Here is an 18,111-nt window from a genome sequence, read left to right on the forward strand (position 1 = left end):
ACACGGCCGCCAGGGGCCGAGCGGTTCCGACAAGCTCTTCCTGCCCCCTGTTTCTCGGACGCCACCTTAAACGCTGACCATCGGGGCTCCAAGACTCCCGGTTCGGGCCGACGCCAGCCCGCTGGGACTGCGGGCGCGCGCCCCTTTACTCGCGGAGGAGTTAGAGTGCCGCGCCATGCGCCATTGGATGATGCTCGCCTCCGTACTACTTCCGGGAATGGCCTCGGCCTCCGGACATGAGCTGTCCCTCGGGGGGAACCTGTTCTCCTCGAGTGGGCTGTCGCTCGCCCTGCCCCACCGCCCGGGTCTCGAGGCCGCCTATGCCTACGAGACCGGCGGCTGGCGGCTGGGGGGCGGCATACGTTGGAACTTCAGCTCGGCGGGGGGCAACCCACCGCTCGAGGTCTACGCCCGCGCCCAGATCACCGCGGAGATGGGTGTGTGGCGGCCGGCGGTGGGCCCGGAGCTGGGGCTGAGCGGTCTGCGTGTCGTGGCCGCGCCCAACACGGGTTTCCCCGCGGACTACCCCGACGTCCGGACCCGGGGCTTCGGGCCCGTCTACGCGGCCATCCACGCCGCGCCGCTGCGCTTCGCCTTCGGCCGCTTCACCGCGAGTGCACTCGAGCTCCAATGGGGCACCCTGCTCTCGCCCCGGCCCGGCTCGTTGATGCGCCTGCAGCTCGGCCTGCTCCAGGTGGGGGTGATGCTGTGAGAGCCCTGCGCGCCGCCCTGCTGCTGCTCGCCGTGAATGCCTGTTCCTCGCGCCCGGCCGTCGAGGAGACCGCCGTCCTCCGGGCGGGAGACTTCGGCGCGGGCGCGGAGAAGTCCCGCCTGGAGTCGGACGTGCTCGCCCTGGAGAAAGCCCACCTCGAGGACACCAAGCTCGACTGCGGTGCCTTCGACCCGGACCAGATCGACCTGGAACACCAGCCCGTGTGCAACCTCACCCGGGAGAAGGCCCGCCAGTTCATCCGCGAGCGCTTCCAGTCCCTCGAGTACACGGTCAGCGAGCAGAAGGCGGAAGGCCCGACGTGGCCGACCACCAACATCATCGCGGAGGTGCGCGGCACCGAGCACCCCGAGCAGGTGGTGGTGGTGGGGGCGCACTACGATTCGTTCTACTCGGGCGCGGACGACAACAGCTCGGGCGTGGCGGCCATGTTGGAGATGGCGCGGCTGGCGGCGGGCAAACGCTTCGCGCGCACCATCCGCTTCGTGGGCTTCGACCTGGAGGAGCTCGGCCTGGTGGGAAGCACGCGCTTCGTGCGCATGCTGCCGACAGAGGAGATCGTCGCCTCCATCGTCTTCGACTGCATCGGCTACAAGGACGCGCGTCCGGGAGCGCAGATGGATCTGCCCGGTTTCCCCATTCCCAACACGGGGGATTTCATCGCCGCCATCGCCAACGAGCAGTCGCGGCCCCGGCTGGAGGAGCTGTACGCGCTGGGGAGCCGGCTGGACTTCGTGCCGCTCCGGGGCGCGGTGGCGCCGATCAACGGCTCCGGTCCCTTCTCGGGCAACCTCATGCGCAGCGATCACGCTCCCTTCTGGCTGGAGGGGCACAGCGCGCTCTTCCTCACGGACACCGCCAACTTCCGCAATCCCCACTACCACAAGAAAACGGACGTGCCCTCGACGCTGGACTACGACTTCCTCGAGGGCGTCACCCGGCTGTCCGCGGCGGGAATCGCGTACTGGGCAGAAGGTCCGCTGCCATGACTCCGGCCGGTATGACAGGGTGAGGGCATGAAATACGCCAACCTGGGTCATACCGGTCTGAAGGTGTCGCGCATCTGTCTGGGGTGCATGAGCTATGGCACTCCCAGCTGGCGCCCGTGGGTGCTGGATGAAGCGGCCTCGCAGCCCTTCTTCCAGCGCGCGGTGGAAGCCGGCATCAACTTCTTCGACACGGCGAACATGTACTCGCTCGGGGTGAGCGAGGAGGTCACCGGCCGCGCGCTGCGCAAGTACGCGCGGATGGAGGAGGTGGTGCTCGCCACCAAGGTGTACTTCCCCATGACGGACGGGCCCAACATGGGAGGCCTGTCGCGCAAGAACGTGGTGCAGGCCTGCGAGGCGAGCCTGAAGCGGCTCGGGGTGGAGACGATCGACCTGTATCAAATCCACCGGACGGATCCGGAGACGCCGCTGGAGGAGACGCTGGCGGCGCTGGACCAGTTGGTGCGGCAGGGGAAGGTCCGTTACATCGGCGCGAGCTCGTCGGCGGCGTGGAGGTTCGCGAAGGCGCTGAGCCTCTCGGAGCGCAACGGCTGGGCGCGCTTCGTGTCGATGCAGAACCACTACAACCTCGTCTACCGCGAGGAGGAGCGGGAGATGATGCCCCTGTGCGAGGCGGAGGGCATCGGGGTGATTCCGTGGTCGCCGCTGGCGCGCGGGCTGCTGGCGGGCACGCGCAAGTCGCTGGATGACAAGCAGGCCACGGCGCGAGCGGGCTCGGACGCGTTCGCGACGGCGCTCTACGACAATCCGCACGACTGGGACGTGGTGGAGGCGGTGAAGAAGGTGGCGGCGGCCCGGGGCAACACGCCCGCGGAGGTGTCGCTGGCGTGGCTGCACTCCAAGCCGGCGGTGGTGGCGCCCATCATCGGCGCCACGAAGCTGGAGCACCTGGAGGCGGCCATCCGCTCGGTGGACGTGGCGCTCGGCGCGGACGAGGTGAAGGCGCTCGAGGCGCCCTACCAGCCGCACGCCGTGCGCGGGATGTAGCGCTTCAGGACTTCTCCTTCGCCAGCTTGTCCACGTCCTCCTGGAGCTTCTGCGTGTCCTCGAAGAAGGTGTCCACCGGCTTGGAGGGCACCCACTGGAAGGCGGGCGGCAGCAGCGTGCGGTCGAAGTCGATGGTGGAGGAGAAGTCCTCCTCGCCCAGCAGCGAGTCCGCCTGGGTGAGCGCGCCGAAGCACACGAGGACGAGCCCCAGCACGGTGATGAGCCGCTGGGGCTCCGTGCGCGTCACGTAGCGCAGGTGCCAGAAGAGGATGAAGCCCATCCACCCCAGGTAGGTGGCCAGGTACAGCCACCGGACCCACGCGCCGAGCCCGAGGCTGTACGTGATGACGCCGATCAGCAGCGGAATCACCAGCAGCCCGAGCAGCCCGAGGCTCCCGATGGCGCCGTGCGCGCCGAAGTGGAACACGCGCCGCGCCACCTTGCTCGCGACGGACCAGAGGCCCGACCAGACGAAGCACACGAACACTGGCGCGACGACGGCCAGGGCCAGCGAGCCCCAGTCGGTCTTCTGGTAGTTCGTCAGGTACTCGCGGAGGAGGTAGGTGAGCACCGTCACCGCCAGCACCACGGGGAAGGCGAAGGGCCGCTCGAAGGGGCGGACCTGGGGTGCCACGGGGATGGCGGTGACGCGTGTGTCCTCCACCACGTGCGACCGGCCGCGGAAGCGCAGCACGGTGTCTCCCACGGCCACGCGCGCGTCGTCCGTGAGCTCCAGCTCCGCGAGCCGCGCCCAGGGCTCCACTCGGAACGTGCCATTGGTGCTGCCCGTGTCGCGCAGCATCAGCCGTCCGTCCTCGGTGCGCTCGATGAGCAGGTGCGAGGCGGACACCTTGGGGTCATCCAGGATGACGTCGTTGGAGTAGCCGCGCCCCACGGTGGCGGGGAAGCGGTCCAGCCGGTGGCGGGCATGGACCTCGTCCGCCTCGAGCACCTCCAGGAAGATCACTTCGTCCACGCGAGCGCCTCCAGGTAGCGGCGAGCGATGGCGCGCGCGTTGTCGGCGGAGAACCCCGCCAGGGTGAGGCTCGTCTGCACGCCCGAGGTGCTCGCGTTGAGCGTCGCGGCCCGGAGCGCCAGGTCATACAGGCCGGGGAACTTCTTGTAGGCGCGCAGGCACAGGGCGGTGCGAGTGGGGATGCCGCCGACCTTCACGAACTCCACGCGGCAGCGGAAGTTCGTCACGTCCTCCTTGGTGGCGTCCACGCCGCCCGGGTCATTGCTGAAGGTGGCCTCGTAGAGCGAGGCGAAGCGCAGGGACCCGAGCTGGTCGCTCGACACATAGGCATGGTCATAGGCCACCACGCCGGTGCGGTGCGCGCCGCTCAGGTAGATGTCCTCCTCGGAGGAGCACTGGTAGCTGGTGATGGTGTACGGGTTCTCCGGCTCATGGGGGGTATCGCCCCAGCATTTGAGGAAGGGCGACCAGCGGCCGGGCACGTGGTAGTCCCCGAGCTTCTGGGTCGGGAGGGGCGCGGCCAGGAGGCGCTCGGTGATGCGCTGCTGGTTGTCCAGGAGCTGCGAGCCCACCACGGCCAGGAGTGCCGAGGGGCTGCTCTCCTTCACCTCGCGCGCGCGTTCCACGAGCTCGCGGGCATGGACCACGGGCACGAGGAAGCCGAGCTGGTTGCCCATGGTGGACACGTTGACGCCCACCACGCGGCCATCACTGGTGACGGTGGGGCCGCCGCTCATGCCGGGGTTGATGGCGCCGCTGAAGTGCACCTTGTCATAGAGCGCGTCCTGCACGAGGCCGTTGTAGGTGCCCTCGACGATGGTAGTGCCCAGGTCATGCGGGTTGCCCATGGCGTACAGGCGGGTGCCCTGGGGAGGCTCCTTGGGGGCCAGCTCGAACCAGTCCGTCACCGGAGCGTCCTGCTGGATGACGGCGAGGTCGTGCACGACGTCCACGTCCACCACGCGGACGGGAATGGACTCGGATTCCTTGCCCTCGCGCACCAGCTCGGCGGTGTAGTCCTCGGGGTGGTGAACGATGTCGGAGATGACGTGGTAGTTGGTGAGGGCGTGTCCCTCGGTGCTCACGAAGAACGCCGAGCCGATGGACGACCGGGTGCCACTGCGCCGCTCGATGATGCGCACCTGGGCGACGCGGCCCTTGAGGCGCTCGAAGAGCTCATGGGTGGCGGGGGGCAGCGTGGCCACGGGCAGCGGAGGCACGACGGCCGGAGTGCCGGCATCCGGCGGGTCTCCGGGAAGGGCATCCGCGGCCGGGACCGGAGCCTGGGCCAGCGCGGCGAGGAGGAGGAGCGTCAACATGGGGGGCACACACTAGGCGGAACCACCGCGCATTGCCCGCCTCACTTCAATGGAATCCACTCGGCTACCGGCGCCTCGCGACGAGTGCCGCCGCTGGCGGGTGTGGAGTAAACTGGGCGGATAGCACCCTTATGGAACCAGGTGCATTCTGGGGGGGAATCGTGCCAACCGAACACATCGTCAAGAAGGAAGACGGAATGTCCTGGAGACCTGCTGTACGCGGAGCTTGACGGTCTCCGGAAAGAATTTGCCCTCAAGGCGCCAACAAAGCGATGAGAGCCATTCGACTCGGACTGGTGGTGGTCTCCCTGCTTGCACTGACCACCAAGTTCTTCACCTTCGAAGCGACCCTTAAAGACGATCCCACGGTCAGCCTCGTGCTGCGCCCGATGCCGTCTCTCGAGAACGAGCGCCTCCTCGACGACTCGTCTCAACTCACTGGGGCACTGGTGCTCGCCGAGGATGAGAATGCCTTCTGGGGAGGTGGCCTCTACTCCTGGATCGTCAGCGTGGGATGGTGGTTGCTCCCCCTCCTGCTCATCGCCGCGTGGGCAGTGCCGCAAATGCGGCGCACCACCTCGCGAGCATAGGCAGTCCCTGGAATGGGGCGAGCGCGCAGGCCCACGGTCATACCCGGCCGCCGGCAGCGCGTCGGCCCCGAAGTCCACCGTGCCCAGGAGTCCCCCGCCACCACCGACCCACCCGAACCACCGGCCGCGAAGGCCTTCACCGACCGCCCATGCCGTTGCCGAAGATGCGGCTCCACAGGTGCTCGCCCGGCGCCGCCTCCCCTTGCCCCCTCGCCGGAGCGGAACGGGCGTACCGCCAGCACAAGAAAAATCTAGATAAAAAGAATTTTCTGTCTCCCGCCGCCAGGGCAGGCGGACGACCGGGCGGTCTTCCCGGGGTGAACCTCCGGTCCACCTTCAGAGCAAGCCCCAGAGTCCTCGGGTGACTTCCCCCCTTTGTACGGTAACCTTGCGCCCGAGATGAACCCCGAAGCCCGCGCCGAAATGGTCGCCCATGCCGAACGCGCCCTGCGCCGCGGAGAGCTGAACGAGGCCCTGAGCCTCTTTGAATCGCTCTGTCGGGCCTTCCCCGAGGACGAGGCGCTCGGCCTCAAGCTGGCCAACCTGCGCGAGATGCTCCAGCCCCAGGAGCTCCAGACGCTCCAGGCCCTCCGGGCCAGTGCCGTCCCCGAAGCCATTCCCCAGGGCCCCTCCACCCCCGTCACCGAGGGCGAGCGCCTCTTCTTCCTCGGGGACTATGTAGGTGCCGCGGCCGCCTACCGCCGCGCCCTCCAGGAGAATCCGGAGAACGAGCTGTTCCGCGAGCGGCTGGTGGAGCTGTACCGGCTCGCCCGCTCCCTCCCGGTGAGCTCGCCCACGGACCGCAAGCTGCCCCGCCAGCCCGAGCCGCTGTTGCACGCCCTGTTGGACCGGCTCGCCGCGCGTCGCCGCATCAAGCGCGATTGACGCTTTGCACCCCACGGGGGTGGCTCCTAGAATCCAACCCCGACGTCGCTGTCATACCCACGCCCGCCACCCTGACACTCGCGTCCGAACAGGCCTCGGCTTGGTAGACTGAGACTCGGCACCCATGACGCACATCGGCCGCAACATCGGGCGGTACCGCATCCTCGAGGAGCTCGGCTCCGGGGGCATGAGCGTCGTGTACAAGGGGTTGGACACGGCGCTGGATCGCGAGGTGGCGGTGAAGGTGCTGCATCCGCACCTGGCCAACAAGTCCGAGTCGCGCCGGCGCCTGGCGCGCGAGGCCCGGGCGGTGGCGCGGCTGCACCACCCCAACATCCTCGAGGTATTCGACTTCTCGGCCGAGGGCGCGCAGGACGCCTTCCTCGTCACCGAGTACGTGCGCGGCCGCACCCTCAAGGATTGCGTGGACGAGCTGGGCCGGCTGGAGGTGCCCGAGCTGGCGGCGATGATCATCCATGAGCTCGCCGCGGCGCTGGCGCACGCGCACGAGTCCGGCGTCATCCACCGGGATTTGAAGCCCGAGAACGTGATGGTCCGCGAGGACGGCGTCCTGAAGCTGATGGACTTCGGCATCGCGAAGCTGCTCGACATCGAGGAGCGGATGACCGTCACGGGGGCGCTGGTGGGCTCGCCGGCGCACATGGCCCCGGAGATCATCGAGGGCCACGAGGCCGGTGCCGAGGCGGACATCTTCTCGCTGGGCACCATCCTCTACTCCCTCATCGTGGGCCGGCTGCCCTTCACGGCCACCAACGCCACCGCCACGCTCAAGCGGATCCTGGACGGGGCCTATGAGGATCCGCGCCAGCGGGTGCCCACGCTCTCGGACGAGCTGGCGGAGATCTGCGCCACGTGCCTCGCGAGGGATCCCGCGCGGCGCTATCCGAACGCGGGCAGGCTGCGCGACGCGCTCGGGGACTACCTGGCGGGGCTCGGCTTCGCGCGCGTGGGCGAGGAGCTCGCGTCCTTCTTCGCGGATCCGCCCTCGTACCAGAAGCTGATGCGCCCGCGGATCATCGCCACGCTGTTGGAGCGCGGGGAGCGGCTGCTCGCGGACAAGCGCATGCCCCGGGCGCTGGCGTGCCTCAACCAGGTGCTGGCGCTGGACGCCACCAACGCGCGGGCGCTCGGGCTGCTCCAGGGACTGGAGCGGGAGCGCCGCGTGAAGCTGTGGCGAGCCCGGGGGCTGAAGCTGGGCGCGGGCCTGCTGGTGGCCTCGGTGCTCGGCGTGGGCCTCTACCACTTGCAACAGCGCGCTCCGGAAGCCGCGCCCACCCCCACGCCCAAGCTCGAGACTCCCGCGAAGGTGACTCTCCCCCCGGTGCCGAAGGCGGCGCCCGAGGAGAAGAGACCCCCGCCTCCCCCGCCCCAGGCAACAACCACCCCGGAGCCCCCGCGGCCCATCCCCGAGAAGCGGTCCGTCCCGCGTCCCGAGCCCGCGCCCCGCGAGCCCGTCCGGGCCGCGCCGGAGTCCGTGTCCATCCTCGTGCGGCCCTACGGCTACATCCGCGTGAATCAGGAGGCGCGCAGCGACCAGGCGCTCGCGCGGCACGAGGTGGAGCTGACGCCCGGCCGGCACACCGTCAGCATCACCTGCGACTACTGCGAGGACGCGCAGGAGACGATCGAGGTGCGGCCGGGCGTGGAGAACATCTTCCGCCTGCGTGCCCTGCTGAAGAGTTCGTGGCTGTCCTTCGCCTATGAGCCGGCGGACGCGGTGGTGCGCGTGGGCAACGAGGTGCGCACCGTACGCGAGTCCCAGGAGCGTCCCTTCGAGATCCAATCTCCGAGGGGTCCGGCGAGCTTCCAGCACCGGGTGGAGTACGAGGTGAGCCACAGCGGGTACCTCACCGAGAAGCGCGTGGCGAACCTGGAACCCGGCAAGTCCACCACCCTGAGCGGGAAGCTCGTCGCCGAATGAGCCGCTGCCTTCGCCTCCTGTTGTTGGTGGGACTGCTGGCTCCCGCCTCCGTGCTCGCCGAGGAGCCGGTGGACGCGGAAGTGACCACGCTGCGCGGCACCTACGAGTACGGCCGTTACGCCGAGGTGTTGGAGCGGGCGGGGATGCGCATCGACCGGGGCCGGCTGGCGGACAAGGACCTGGCGGAGCTGCACAAGCTGGCGGGGCTGAGCGCCTTCAACCTCAACCGGACCGAGGACTCGGTGCGCCACTTCCGGGCGCTGCTGCGGTTGGAGCCGGACTTCAACCTGGATCCCTTCTCGGTGCCGCCGCCGGCGGTGGAGCACCTGGACGGAATCCGCGAGGAGATGTCGGCGGAGCTGGAGCTGGTGCGGCAGGAGCGGCGGCTGCGGGTGGAGCGGGAGCGCACGGAAACCGAGCGCCGGGAGCGGGAGCGGGTGGCGGCCGAGGAGCAGCGGCGGCGCCTGGAGGTGTTGTCGAGGCAGGTGACGGTGCGGCAGGTGGAGTCGCGCAGCTTCCTGGTGAATTTCGTGCCCTTTGGCGCGGGCCAGTTCCAGCAGGGCCGCAACGGCCTGGGGACGGTCTTCGCGGCCACCCAGGGAGTGCTCGCCATCACCAGCGTCATCTCCTTCTTCGCGTACGACTCGCTCATCGAGACGGGGGACTTCACGGTGGACGACCCGCGAGGGCCCATCAAGGTCTCCGTGAGATTCATTCCCACCGCGCGCCGGAGGGAGGCCGACACCTGGACGGGGCTCAAGTGGGGCTCGGCCGGGGGCTTCTACGCCGTCTACGCGTTGGGGGTGCTCGACGCGCTCCTGCACCACCAGGATCAGGTGGTGCGCACGAGCATCGAGACGCTGCCATCCACGCCCGCGCCCAGCGAGCCCGCGCCGCCCGCGCCCGCGCCGACAGCGCCCCGGGCGAGCCTGCACCTCTCCCCCACCTCCGGCGGCGCGATGGCCGGATTCACCCTCACCTTCTAGGACCAGGAGCGCTTCGACATGGCCAGCCTCACCGTCCGCAGCCCCGAGGGCAAGGTCCGCACGGTCCCCCTCCACAAGCGCATCACCAGCATCGGCCGCTCGGCGGACAATGACGTGCAGCTGGAGGATCCGTCGGTGCCGGACAGTGCACTGCACGTGCTCTTCGATGGAACGCGCTACCAGCTGGGAAGCCTGGGGGCGTCGTTCCAGGTGAACGGCAAGAAGCGGGACAACCACGTGCTGGCCTCGGACGACGTCATCCGCGTGGGCGCCACCGAGCTCGTCTTCGCGCGTGAGGACACGGTGCAGAAGCCGCCTCCGGCCCCGGCGCTGTCGGTGACGCGCGAGCAGACGTCGGATCCGGATTCACACACCCGGGACATGCCAGGGGTGGTGGGACGGGAGCTGGTGCTGCTGCGCCGCCTGACGGCGTTCAGCGAGCGGCTGCTGGGCAGCTCCAGCCGGGACGAGCTGCTGGAGAGCGTGCTGGACGAGGCCATCGAGGTGACGCGGGCGGACAAGGGCTTCCTGATCCTTCGGGAGAACGGCGAGCTGGCCGTGAAGGTGGCGCGCAACCTGTCGCGGGAGAACCTCGAGGACGCGACGGCGCGGGTGTCGGACTCGATCATCGAGAAGGTGGTGCGCAGCCGCAAGCCGCTCATCCTGAGCGACGCGCTGGATGATCCCGAGTTCAAGAGCAGCAAGTCGGTGGTGAACCTGAAGCTGCTGTCGGTGATGTGCGTGCCGCTGGTGCGCAACGACGAGCTGTTCGGGGTGCTGTACGTGGGCAATGATCGGTTGGTGAACCGGTTCGAGCCCAAGAGCCTGGACATGCTCACCATCTTCGCGGCGCAGGCGCTGCTGCTCATCCAGAACGCGCTGCTGGTGAACGATCTGAAGCTGGACAACACGGAGCTGCGCAAGCGGCTGGACGACACCCACTATGGGGAGATCGTCGGCGCGTGCCAGGGGATGCTGGACGTGTACCGGCGCATCGACAAGATCGCCCCCACGGACATCTCGGTGTTGATCACGGGAGAGACGGGCACGGGCAAGGAGCTGATCGCCCGGGAGATCCACCGGCACTCACCGCGGAACAAGGGTCCGTTCATCACCATCAACTGCGGGGCGATTCCGGAGAACCTGCTGGAGAGCGAGCTGTTCGGCCACGTGCGAGGCGCCTTCACGGGGGCGGTGAACACGAAGGTGGGCAAGTTCCAGGCGGCCATCGGCGGCACGCTCTTCCTGGACGAGATTGGAGAGATGCCGCTGCAGTTGCAGGTGAAGCTGCTGCGGGCGCTGCAGGAGAAGGTGGTCTACAAGGTAGGGGATCACCGGGGCGAGCCGGTGGACATCCGGGTGGTGGCGGCGACGAACCGGGTGCTCGAGGAGGAGGTGCGCAAGGGCACCTTCCGCGAGGATCTGTACTACCGGCTGAACGTGGTGACGCTGAAGCTGCCGCCGCTGCGCGAGCGGGGCGAGGACCTGTTCGTGCTGGGGAAGTACTTCCTGCAGAAGTACTCGAAGGAGTTCAACTCGAAGGCGAAGGGCTTCTCGCCGTCGGCGACGGTGGCGATGAAGAAGTACGGCTGGCCGGGCAACATCCGCGAGCTGGAGAACCGCATCAAGAAGGCGGTGGTGCTGGCGGACAAGCCGCTGCTGGGGCCGGATGATCTGGACTTGAGACCGGAGAGCCTGGAGCCGGTACTGCCGCTGTCGGATGCGCGGGAGCGCTGGCAGAAGCATTACATCCAGGAGGTCTACGAGCGGAACAACCGCAACAAGACGAAGACGGCGAAGGATCTGGGAGTGGATCCGCGCACGATCTTCCGCCACTTCGAGAAGCTGGAGGCGGAGAAGAACGGTGGGCCCCTGCCGCCCGGCGAGGACGGCGACGAGCTGTTGTAGTCACGGAGCGCCGACGCAGTTCTATTGCCAAGGGACGTCGAGACTTCTAGCCTCCTCCTGACACCGGCATCAGGCCGGAAAGCGCCAGAGGAGGACCCTTGCGATTCCTTTTCGTGTGCCTCTGCGCGACGGGGCTTGCCTGTTCGCGCGGCGATCAACCTCTGGTCAAGGTCGCTCCCATGGAGGAAGCGACGGCGAAACCCGTCCAGTCCCTCGATTTCCCGCCAGAGACAACACGCGAGGGCACGGGTGGCGCTGGGACCGCAAGCTCCGTGCGCGTAGTGCAGCGACGTAAGACCTACACCACGGGAAAGGGGCGATGTGCCGTCGACGTGGCGTATCCCGAAATCGTCGGACTCTCGTCGCCCGAGACGCTCGCGAAGGTCAACCGACTCATTGACGAGGCCGTGCTGGCCACTGTTCCCGAGAGTTGTCGAACGCCGCACGACGCCTCGCCAACACGTCAGGGCGAGGGCTGTTCCGACCTGCCTGACCCCGGGAAGACCGATGTCTCCGTTGCATATTTGGTAGGGGTGGTGAAGGACGGGCTCCTCAGCGTCCGGCTGCAACGTATCGCCTGCACCAACCCGAGCCTCCAGCCCGATGACCTGGTCGATGGGCTCACCGTCAATCTCGTGACAGGCACGGTGTATCAGGTGGCGGATCTGTTTCGCCCCGGTACCCCCTGGAAGGAGACCATGACCCAGGCCGTGCAGGAGAAGCTCTCGGCGACCACGAAGGTGGGCGCAAACGTGCCGATTTCGGTGAACCGCTTCTTCTTGAAGGAAGGAACGCTCGTGGTGCTTCGACCGGTCTCAGCGCGAGCCTTCCATGCACTCGACGTCGAAGTGCCGTTGAAGCAACTTCAACCCATGCTGCGCGCCGACTTTTCAGGGAGTAACGCTGGAAGGTGATGAGACCCGACGCCAGGCGCAGACAATGATGACTCCGCGGCGCACGGCCTGTCGATGCTCCATCCCGAACTCGTCCTTGAGCCGGACGTCGCGTACAAGATCATGTCCTACGGGATGCGTAACGGCTCGTTCACGTCGAGGTCACTCGGCGATTACATCAAGGACAGGGACTGCAACTACGTCAACGCTCGGCGGATCATCAACGGAACGGATGAGGCAACAAGAATCGCTATCTACGCCAAGGAGTTGGAGCGGATGCTGATGGCGAGCCGCTACGGTGTTTCGAAGTAAGCTTGTCGAGTTCCGCCATCGCGTCACTCGCCGGTCTTATCCCGGTGATGTCCCCGGCCACGGCCCTGGGTGCTCTTGCTCCTGGTTCGTGACCGGGCGCGCTTGACCGGTGGGTCAACCGGGTCCGCGGGATCCAGGGCCCAGGTGCCCTCCTCCCAGCGTTTCAGACACTCGGAAGCCGACCAGGGAATGAATCCCTCCCCCTTCGCGGCTTCCTCCAGAACCGCCTTGGCCTCCGCAGTCCGATGGCGCAACAGGAAAGCCGCTGCCGACGTCCGCACGTCCATACTCGGATGGTTGAAAAGCACGGCGAGTGCATCCCGTCCGGCGTCACCGTGAGCACACAGCTTACCGAATGCGGCAATGGCTTTCTTCGCGTGCTTGTTTCCGGTCTTCGCGTCCCCGTTGAAGATCTCACGGGTTTGCGCCTCTACGTGGTAGGCGAACGCCTCAATGAGCTTGTCGAGCTCCGCTACCATATCCCCTTCCTCACGTTCTCGATTGCCAACAAACCAAACGCCCGCTGCGCCTCATAGGACTGAGTGCTGAGCCACTTGCGCACGGTGAGGGTGGGAGAACCAGTGATTCGCAAATAGATCGATGAATACAGGCTGCTGATTTTCGTGTGGAGTGCCTTGTCCAACGCAATGACATTCTCCGTGTTGTGCAGGGCCTCTCCTCCGAACCGATCCACGTTGCCTGGGGTCTGCTCCACGATGTGATGCCACTCCTTGCCCTGACCCGCCGGCCCCATGGCCGACTTGAAACCACTCGGTGAGCCCCACGCCCTGTGCCCGTTGGGCAGGAGCGTCCCCCTCCCCGGTGAGGGCCCCCCACCCACAACGCTTCGCGTGGCCATGGCCACCACGTGAGGCGCCAACACGACGCGAATCCCCCCCTCGGGTACCGAGACGATGACGCGCTCGGTGCCAGTGGCCACATTCAACAGACCCAGACCCGTACCTGCCTCGACCGTGCGCGAGGCCTGCCCGAATCCCGGCAGCTTCGGCGCCTTGGACGCAAGCGCCACCGTCTCCCCTATCGCCGCCGTCCCCACGATGAGGAGAATCCGCACGCTGTTCGGACCGATAACACGGCCGAACCGCTCGCCAATCTCGCGCAGTTCCGCGAAGGTGGAGGCACGCGGCGCCTCGTCGTAGAGCCGCGCATAGGCCCGCAGCAGATCGAAGAACTCCCACCCCAGGTAGCCCCACAAGAGCACGGTGAACGCGGCGGCGATGCCCTTCGTCACGGGCTCGGGCACCGGCGCGACCAGGAGCGCCATGTAGACCGTAATGGAGATGCTGAGCGTCGCCAGCAACCGTGTTGGGTCGAGCATCGCCCGCGCTTCCGCATCCAGTCCCTCCAGGGCCGGCCCCACCGCCAGCGCCAGCGCGAGACTCCGTTTGCCCTCATCCCGTAGCCTCGGCCCGTCCTCGAGCAGCGTCAGGCAATCCCCCGGTGTGCCGCGCCTCTCGCAATAGCGCCCATAAGAGCGCTCCAGGTCCGCGTCCCACGCTCCGCCGCTCGAGGACGAGCAGGCCAGCGCCAGTTCGCGGCCGGCATACAGTGGAAAGTGGGAGATGGCCACCCGAGGCGGCATGTGGAGCCAGAACGTCGTCAGCGCCGCCTGGAACTCCGAGTCCCCTACCCGCACCGGCGCGAAGTCCGTGGCCAGCGAGGCGAAGACCGCATCCCCTGCCCCGGCGCCGTCCACGGGCGGACCATCACGGTACGCCGTCATTCCGCCGCCCGGAGGAGCCCCCGTGGCGCACGCCGTCACCAGCATCAACGCCGCCAGGGCCAGCGCTCCCATGCGCGAGCGCCACCGTTCACCCAGGGGGTACGAATCGACAGGAGGTTTGGACATCGGCACCAGTAGTACCCCATCCGGACCGTCCCTCTACTCGGCCGCCTGCCTGGCGAGGGGCGCTCGCTCCACCGCCGATCGTCGTGGACTCGTCGTGACAGGCCTGTCGCGGTTCCCTGCACCTCCCGGGTGTGGCACCCTCGCCAAACCCCTGTTCCGACGATGAAATCCGCTTTCTACCGATTGGCCAGCGAATTGCTAAGGCTCCCCGCCATGAACTGGGTGGGACTTGGAGCCGCCGCATGGATTCTCGGGGGGTGTGTCATCCCCCAGGACGAGAGTTTCCTCAGCGACATCCCCCAGCAGCGCAACCGCCCCCCGCGAATCGTGGAGAGCCAGGCGCAACCCACCGAGCGCATCATCCGGGGCTACGGCTCCGGAGACCAGTGCAAGCTGACGTTCGAGGCGATCCTCGAGGATCCCGACGTCGACGACCGCCTCATCGCCTACTGGTACGTGGACTACGATCCCACCCGGCCCAGAAGCGAGGACGCGCGCAACGTCATCCTGGCCAATAACTCCAAGGTCATCCGCGACGATCGCGCCACCTTCCAGGTGAGCTTCGACTCGGCGGACTTCAACCGGCTCAACGTCCCGGGCGACCACATCGTCGAGGTCGTCGTCACCGACACCGTCCTGGTGAATGGCCGCGAGCCCGACGGCAGCAGCGCCATCGAGCTCTCGGATGGGGGCACCGGCACGGATCCCGGCTACACCGCCACCTACGTGTGGTTCGTCAGGACCGAGGCCGCAGGAGACTGTCTATGAAGAGACTTACCCCGCTCGTGCTGCTGACCACGGCCCTCGCCACGGGCTGCGGCGCTGGAGACCTGGACGCCTTCCTCGGCTGCCGCAGTGACAGCGAATGCGACAGCAACGAGGTGTGCTTCATCGACGGATGTGGAGACCCGGGCAGGAACATCGTCGTCGAGGTGGTCCCCAACCCCCGTGGTGGCCTGCACGCCCAGGACTTCCGGGTCACGGAGCTGCGCAGCCAGCAGAACATCGAGCTGTACGGGTCCTCCACCCTCACGGGCCAGGTGCGCGTGGAGGGGCTCTCCTCCAACAGCGCGTACTCCTCCCCCATCACGCTGCGCATGACGGGCGAGAGCCTGCTCATCCCCGGCCTGGTGCGCCGCCACGAGAGCACGCTCGTGCCCAACGACGGCCACTACACGCTGCCGGTGGGCGTGGGGCGCTACAACGTGACCCTCTTCGCCAACGACTCCGAGCTGCCGCCCCTGTCCGGCACCCGCGAGGTGCAGCCGGGCCATGAGGTGATGATGGACTTCACCCTGCCCGTCTCCTCCGAGCTCGTCCGGCTGTCCGGCAAGGTGGTGCGCTCGGATGGAAAGCCGGTGGATGTGGAGCTGGAGGTCCAGGCCCAGGACGAGGAGCTGCGCCCGCTCTCGCAGCGGGTGATGGTGACGCGCGAGACGGGGGAGTTCACCCTCGCGCTCCCGCCCGCGGCCGCCGAGCGGCCCACGGTGCTCCTCCAGGTGGTGCCCACCTCCCCGCAGGCGCTGGTGCCGCAGAAGCAGTTCTCCGTGAACCCGCGCCAGGGCGTGGTGGAGCCCCTGTCCATGGGGGACCATGGCGAGCCGGTGCGGCTCCGCAGCCGGGTGCTGGACCGGGAGGGGCAACCGGTGGCGCACGCCACGGTGTCCCTGCAGGGCAAGGTGGGGGGTGGCGGGCAGTTCCGCAGCCAGAAGGTGCTCACGGACGAGACCGGCGCCTTCGAGCTGCTCACCCTTCCGAACGAGACCGGGAGCGCGATGATGCTCTCCGTCCTGCCCCCGCCGGGCTCCAGCGCGAGCTTCACGGTGAGGTACGTCCAGGTGCCGCGCATCAGCGTCGTGCAGTCGGCGGACGTGGTGTGTGGGGAGCGGGTCATGGTCCGTGGCGAGCTGAAGAAGCCCAGTGGCTCGCAGCCGGCGGCGGGCGTGACGATCGTGGCCGAGCCCCTCGAGGAGGCCTCCTCCGGATGGCCCCGGCTCACGGCCAGCTTCGAGGCTCCGCGCACCACGAATGAGGAGGGCAGATTCGAGCTGGCGATGGATCCGGGGCGCTACCGGCTCGACTTCATCCCCGCCGAGGATCTCCCGCGCGTCAGCCGCATCCTGACGGTGCCGCCCCCGGACGCTTCCCTCGCCGAGCCGAGCCTGGAGCTCTCCACCTTCACCCTCTCCAAGGGCCGCAGCGTCACCGGGCAGGTCTCCTTCAACGGCTCGAACATGGTGCCGCCCTCCGCCCCCTATGCCTCCATCCGCTTCTTCCGCGTGGTGGACGTGGAGGGCAAGCCGTCCGCCCTGCTGCTCTCTCAGACGCTGACGGATCAGAACGGCGCCTACTCCACCACCGTGCCCGCGCGCTGAACCGGGCTCCCGGGAGCTCGGATGCATCAGGCGGGAGGACGAGGGCCGCCCTGGCCGCCCGTCCTCCTGGCCCCGAACGAAGCCGATACCGGACCGTGCCTACCTTGAGCACGGGATGGATACCCGGGATCCGACACGCCGCTCGCAGATCTCCGCCCGCACCGTCTGGACGGTGGGGTTCAACGCCGGTGCGCTGGTGCTGCTGGCGTACATGCTCATCCAGCTGCGCGCCGTCTTCGTGCTGCTGGCGGTGGTGCTATTCGTCTCCCTGGCGATCGATCCGCTGGTGCGCTGGCTCCAGCGGCGGGGACTGACCCGGGGCTGGGGCGTGCTGGTGGGTTTCCTGGGGCTGCTCGGGCTCGCGGGACTGCTGGGTGCCACGTTGGTACCGCTGGTGGTGCAGCAGGTGCGCAGTCTGGTGCGGTCCGCGCCCGGACTGGTGAGCGAGGTCCGCACCTGGGAGTGGACGCGGTGGCTCGAGGAGCGCTTCGACCTGGAGCGCAAGGTGCAGGAAGCGCTGTCGCACCTGCCGGACGAGGTCGCCCAGTCCCTGCCGGGCGTGGTCTCCACCACGGTGAACGGCGTGCTGTTGTTCATCACGGTGGTGACGCTGAGCCTCTTCGCCCTGCTCTTCGGGAAGGACCTCTACGAGCAGGCCCTGGGATGGGTGCGTCCCACGCGCCGGCCCGCGATGCGCGAGCTGGTGAAGAACATGCACCGGGCGGTGAGCGGCTACCTGGCGGGCACGGCCCTCACGGTGACGCTGGGTGGGCTGATCACGGCGCTGGGCACCTTCCTGTTGGGCGTGCCCTACTTCCTGGCGCTGGGGAGCCTGTACCTGGTGCTCGGCCTCATCCCATACATCGGCAGCTTCCTCATGGCGCTGCTGGTGTCCTTCACCACGCTGACGACGGTGGGACTGAACAAGGCGCTGCTCGCCCTGGGCCTCTTCCTCATCTACCAGCAGGTGGAGGGAAACCTGATCCAACCACTCGTCCAGCGCCACTCCATCCGGATGAATCCGCTGCTCATCTCGGTGGTGCTGCTGATGGGCGCGGCGCTGATGGGGCTGGTCGGCGCGATGATCGCCCTGCCATTGGCGGCGGCCCTCCAGGAGTTCCTCCGGGAAGTGCAGGAGGAGCAGCGCGAGCGGTGGGGCGAGAAGCACGAGGCGGGCGCCTCCCGCCCGGAGGCAGCTCCCGTGCTACCGGAGCCCGAGACCCACGACCACGGTCCGGACGAGCCAGTGGGCCCCGCGCCGCACTGATCCGTGCGCCTCCGGAAAGATGCGCTGACCCGCGGCCAATTTCCCCTCGCCCTCCGGGAGA

17 protein-coding genes are annotated in these 18,111 nt (G+C 68.1%); 13 read left to right on the plus strand and 4 right to left on the minus strand.

Translation table 11 applies throughout. The annotated features are described in order from the left end of the window. Positions 1 to 175 precede the first annotated feature (175 nt). Genes Q664_RS02055 through Q664_RS02065 form a run of 3 tightly spaced genes read left to right on the plus strand, consistent with a single transcriptional unit; the run spans position 176 to position 2,727 of the window. Positions 176 to 712 carry a hypothetical protein gene (locus tag Q664_RS02055; RefSeq protein WP_152621853.1) on the plus strand — a complete coding sequence of 179 codons (537 nt, stop codon included), beginning with the start codon at positions 176 to 178 and terminating at the stop codon, positions 710 to 712. Further along, positions 709 to 1,719, plus strand: coding sequence for a M28 family peptidase (locus Q664_RS51445; protein ID WP_052517559.1), 1,011 nt, complete (start codon positions 709 to 711; stop codon positions 1,717 to 1,719). Before Q664_RS02055 ends, Q664_RS51445 begins: the two co-directional genes overlap by 4 nt. 27 nt (positions 1,720 to 1,746) lie before the next feature. After that, entirely contained in the window at positions 1,747 to 2,727 is a 981-nt protein-coding gene (locus Q664_RS02065; protein WP_043389243.1) for an aldo/keto reductase, read from the plus strand. A gap of 4 nt (positions 2,728 to 2,731) precedes the next feature. Here Q664_RS02065 and Q664_RS02070 read toward each other — a convergent pair whose 3' ends face one another. Continuing rightward, positions 2,732 to 3,703, minus strand: coding sequence for an FHA domain-containing protein (locus Q664_RS02070; protein ID WP_043389246.1), 972 nt, complete (start codon positions 3,701 to 3,703; stop codon positions 2,732 to 2,734). Next, positions 3,691 to 5,022, minus strand: coding sequence for a S1 family peptidase (locus Q664_RS02075; protein ID WP_043389249.1), 1,332 nt, complete (start codon positions 5,020 to 5,022; stop codon positions 3,691 to 3,693). Before Q664_RS02075 ends, Q664_RS02070 begins: the two co-directional genes overlap by 13 nt. Before the next feature lie 272 nt (positions 5,023 to 5,294). On the opposite strand from Q664_RS02075, the gene Q664_RS02080 reads away from it, so the two are divergent. The 7 genes from Q664_RS02080 (at position 5,295) to Q664_RS02110 (ending at position 12,538) form a co-directional block, all read left to right on the plus strand. Continuing rightward, a complete protein-coding gene (locus Q664_RS02080) occupies positions 5,295 to 5,612 on the plus strand; it encodes a hypothetical protein (protein WP_052517560.1) in 318 nt (105 codons plus the stop codon). A 399-nt stretch (positions 5,613 to 6,011) separates the two neighbouring features. After that, entirely contained in the window at positions 6,012 to 6,497 is a 486-nt protein-coding gene (locus tag Q664_RS02085) for a tetratricopeptide repeat protein (RefSeq protein WP_043389252.1), read from the plus strand. A 124-nt stretch (positions 6,498 to 6,621) separates the two neighbouring features. Further along, entirely contained in the window at positions 6,622 to 8,439 is a 1,818-nt protein-coding gene (locus Q664_RS02090) for a serine/threonine-protein kinase (protein WP_043389255.1), read from the plus strand. Then, entirely contained in the window at positions 8,436 to 9,425 is a 990-nt protein-coding gene (locus tag Q664_RS57245; RefSeq protein ID WP_043389257.1) for a hypothetical protein, read from the plus strand. The genes Q664_RS02090 and Q664_RS57245 overlap by 4 nt, the downstream gene beginning before the upstream one ends. Positions 9,426 to 9,443: 18 nt before the next feature. Further along, positions 9,444 to 11,333: a sigma 54-interacting transcriptional regulator gene (locus Q664_RS02100; protein ID WP_043389260.1), complete on the plus strand. Its 1,890-nt coding sequence runs from the start codon at positions 9,444 to 9,446 to the stop codon at positions 11,331 to 11,333. A gap of 98 nt (positions 11,334 to 11,431) precedes the next feature. After that, on the plus strand, positions 11,432 to 12,247 hold the full coding sequence (locus Q664_RS02105) for a hypothetical protein (protein ID WP_152621855.1): 816 nt from the start codon (positions 11,432 to 11,434) through the stop codon (positions 12,245 to 12,247). Positions 12,248 to 12,301: 54 nt separating this feature from the next. Continuing rightward, positions 12,302 to 12,538: a hypothetical protein gene (locus Q664_RS02110; RefSeq protein WP_043389263.1), complete on the plus strand. Its 237-nt coding sequence runs from the start codon at positions 12,302 to 12,304 to the stop codon at positions 12,536 to 12,538. A 23-nt stretch (positions 12,539 to 12,561) separates the two neighbouring features. Here Q664_RS02110 and Q664_RS02115 read toward each other — a convergent pair whose 3' ends face one another. Both Q664_RS02115 and sitA5 read right to left on the minus strand, forming a co-directional pair. Beyond that, positions 12,562 to 13,017 (minus strand): DUF2019 domain-containing protein, encoded by a 456-nt coding sequence (locus Q664_RS02115; protein ID WP_063934644.1) that lies wholly within the window; start codon positions 13,015 to 13,017, stop codon positions 12,562 to 12,564. Continuing rightward, positions 13,011 to 14,408, minus strand: coding sequence for a SitA5 family polymorphic toxin (gene sitA5 / locus Q664_RS02120; protein WP_152621856.1), 1,398 nt, complete (start codon positions 14,406 to 14,408; stop codon positions 13,011 to 13,013). Before sitA5 ends, Q664_RS02115 begins: the two co-directional genes overlap by 7 nt. A 213-nt stretch (positions 14,409 to 14,621) precedes the next feature. On the opposite strand from sitA5, the gene Q664_RS02125 reads away from it, so the two are divergent. From Q664_RS02125 to Q664_RS02135, 3 genes are all read left to right on the plus strand, one after another. Next, positions 14,622 to 15,176 (plus strand): hypothetical protein, encoded by a 555-nt coding sequence (locus Q664_RS02125; RefSeq protein ID WP_052517562.1) that lies wholly within the window; start codon positions 14,622 to 14,624, stop codon positions 15,174 to 15,176. Continuing rightward, positions 15,173 to 16,783, plus strand: a complete 1,611-nt coding sequence (locus Q664_RS02130) for a peptidase associated/transthyretin-like domain-containing protein (RefSeq protein ID WP_043389269.1) — start codon at positions 15,173 to 15,175, stop codon at positions 16,781 to 16,783. Before Q664_RS02125 ends, Q664_RS02130 begins: the two co-directional genes overlap by 4 nt. Positions 16,784 to 16,898: 115 nt before the next feature. Next, entirely contained in the window at positions 16,899 to 18,050 is a 1,152-nt protein-coding gene (locus tag Q664_RS02135) for an AI-2E family transporter (RefSeq protein WP_043389270.1), read from the plus strand. The last annotated feature ends 61 nt before the right edge of the window (positions 18,051 to 18,111 follow it).

Origin of the sequence: Archangium violaceum Cb vi76, from assembly GCF_000733295.1 — a bacterium.
GTDB lineage: Bacteria > Myxococcota > Myxococcia > Myxococcales > Myxococcaceae > Archangium > Archangium violaceum.

Coding starts and splice junctions, on each gene's coding strand:
- Q664_RS02115 (WP_063934644.1), bottom strand. CDS start 13,017: ATGGTAGCGGAGCTCGACAAGCTCATTGAGGCGTTCGCCTACCACGTA.
- sitA5 (WP_152621856.1), bottom strand. CDS start 14,408: ATGTCCAAACCTCCTGTCGATTCGTACCCCCTGGGTGAACGGTGGCGC.
- Q664_RS02110 (WP_043389263.1), top strand. CDS start 12,302: ATGCTCCATCCCGAACTCGTCCTTGAGCCGGACGTCGCGTACAAGATC.
- Q664_RS02080 (WP_052517560.1), top strand. CDS start 5,295: ATGAGAGCCATTCGACTCGGACTGGTGGTGGTCTCCCTGCTTGCACTG.
- Q664_RS02130 (WP_043389269.1), top strand. CDS start 15,173: ATGAAGAGACTTACCCCGCTCGTGCTGCTGACCACGGCCCTCGCCACG.
- Q664_RS02075 (WP_043389249.1), bottom strand. CDS start 5,022: ATGTTGACGCTCCTCCTCCTCGCCGCGCTGGCCCAGGCTCCGGTCCCG.
- Q664_RS57245 (WP_043389257.1), top strand. CDS start 8,436: ATGAGCCGCTGCCTTCGCCTCCTGTTGTTGGTGGGACTGCTGGCTCCC.
- Q664_RS02065 (WP_043389243.1), top strand. CDS start 1,747: ATGAAATACGCCAACCTGGGTCATACCGGTCTGAAGGTGTCGCGCATC.
- Q664_RS02055 (WP_152621853.1), top strand. CDS start 176: ATGCGCCATTGGATGATGCTCGCCTCCGTACTACTTCCGGGAATGGCC.
- Q664_RS02135 (WP_043389270.1), top strand. CDS start 16,899: ATGGATACCCGGGATCCGACACGCCGCTCGCAGATCTCCGCCCGCACC.
- Q664_RS02090 (WP_043389255.1), top strand. CDS start 6,622: ATGACGCACATCGGCCGCAACATCGGGCGGTACCGCATCCTCGAGGAG.
- Q664_RS02100 (WP_043389260.1), top strand. CDS start 9,444: ATGGCCAGCCTCACCGTCCGCAGCCCCGAGGGCAAGGTCCGCACGGTC.
- Q664_RS02125 (WP_052517562.1), top strand. CDS start 14,622: ATGAACTGGGTGGGACTTGGAGCCGCCGCATGGATTCTCGGGGGGTGT.
- Q664_RS02085 (WP_043389252.1), top strand. CDS start 6,012: ATGAACCCCGAAGCCCGCGCCGAAATGGTCGCCCATGCCGAACGCGCC.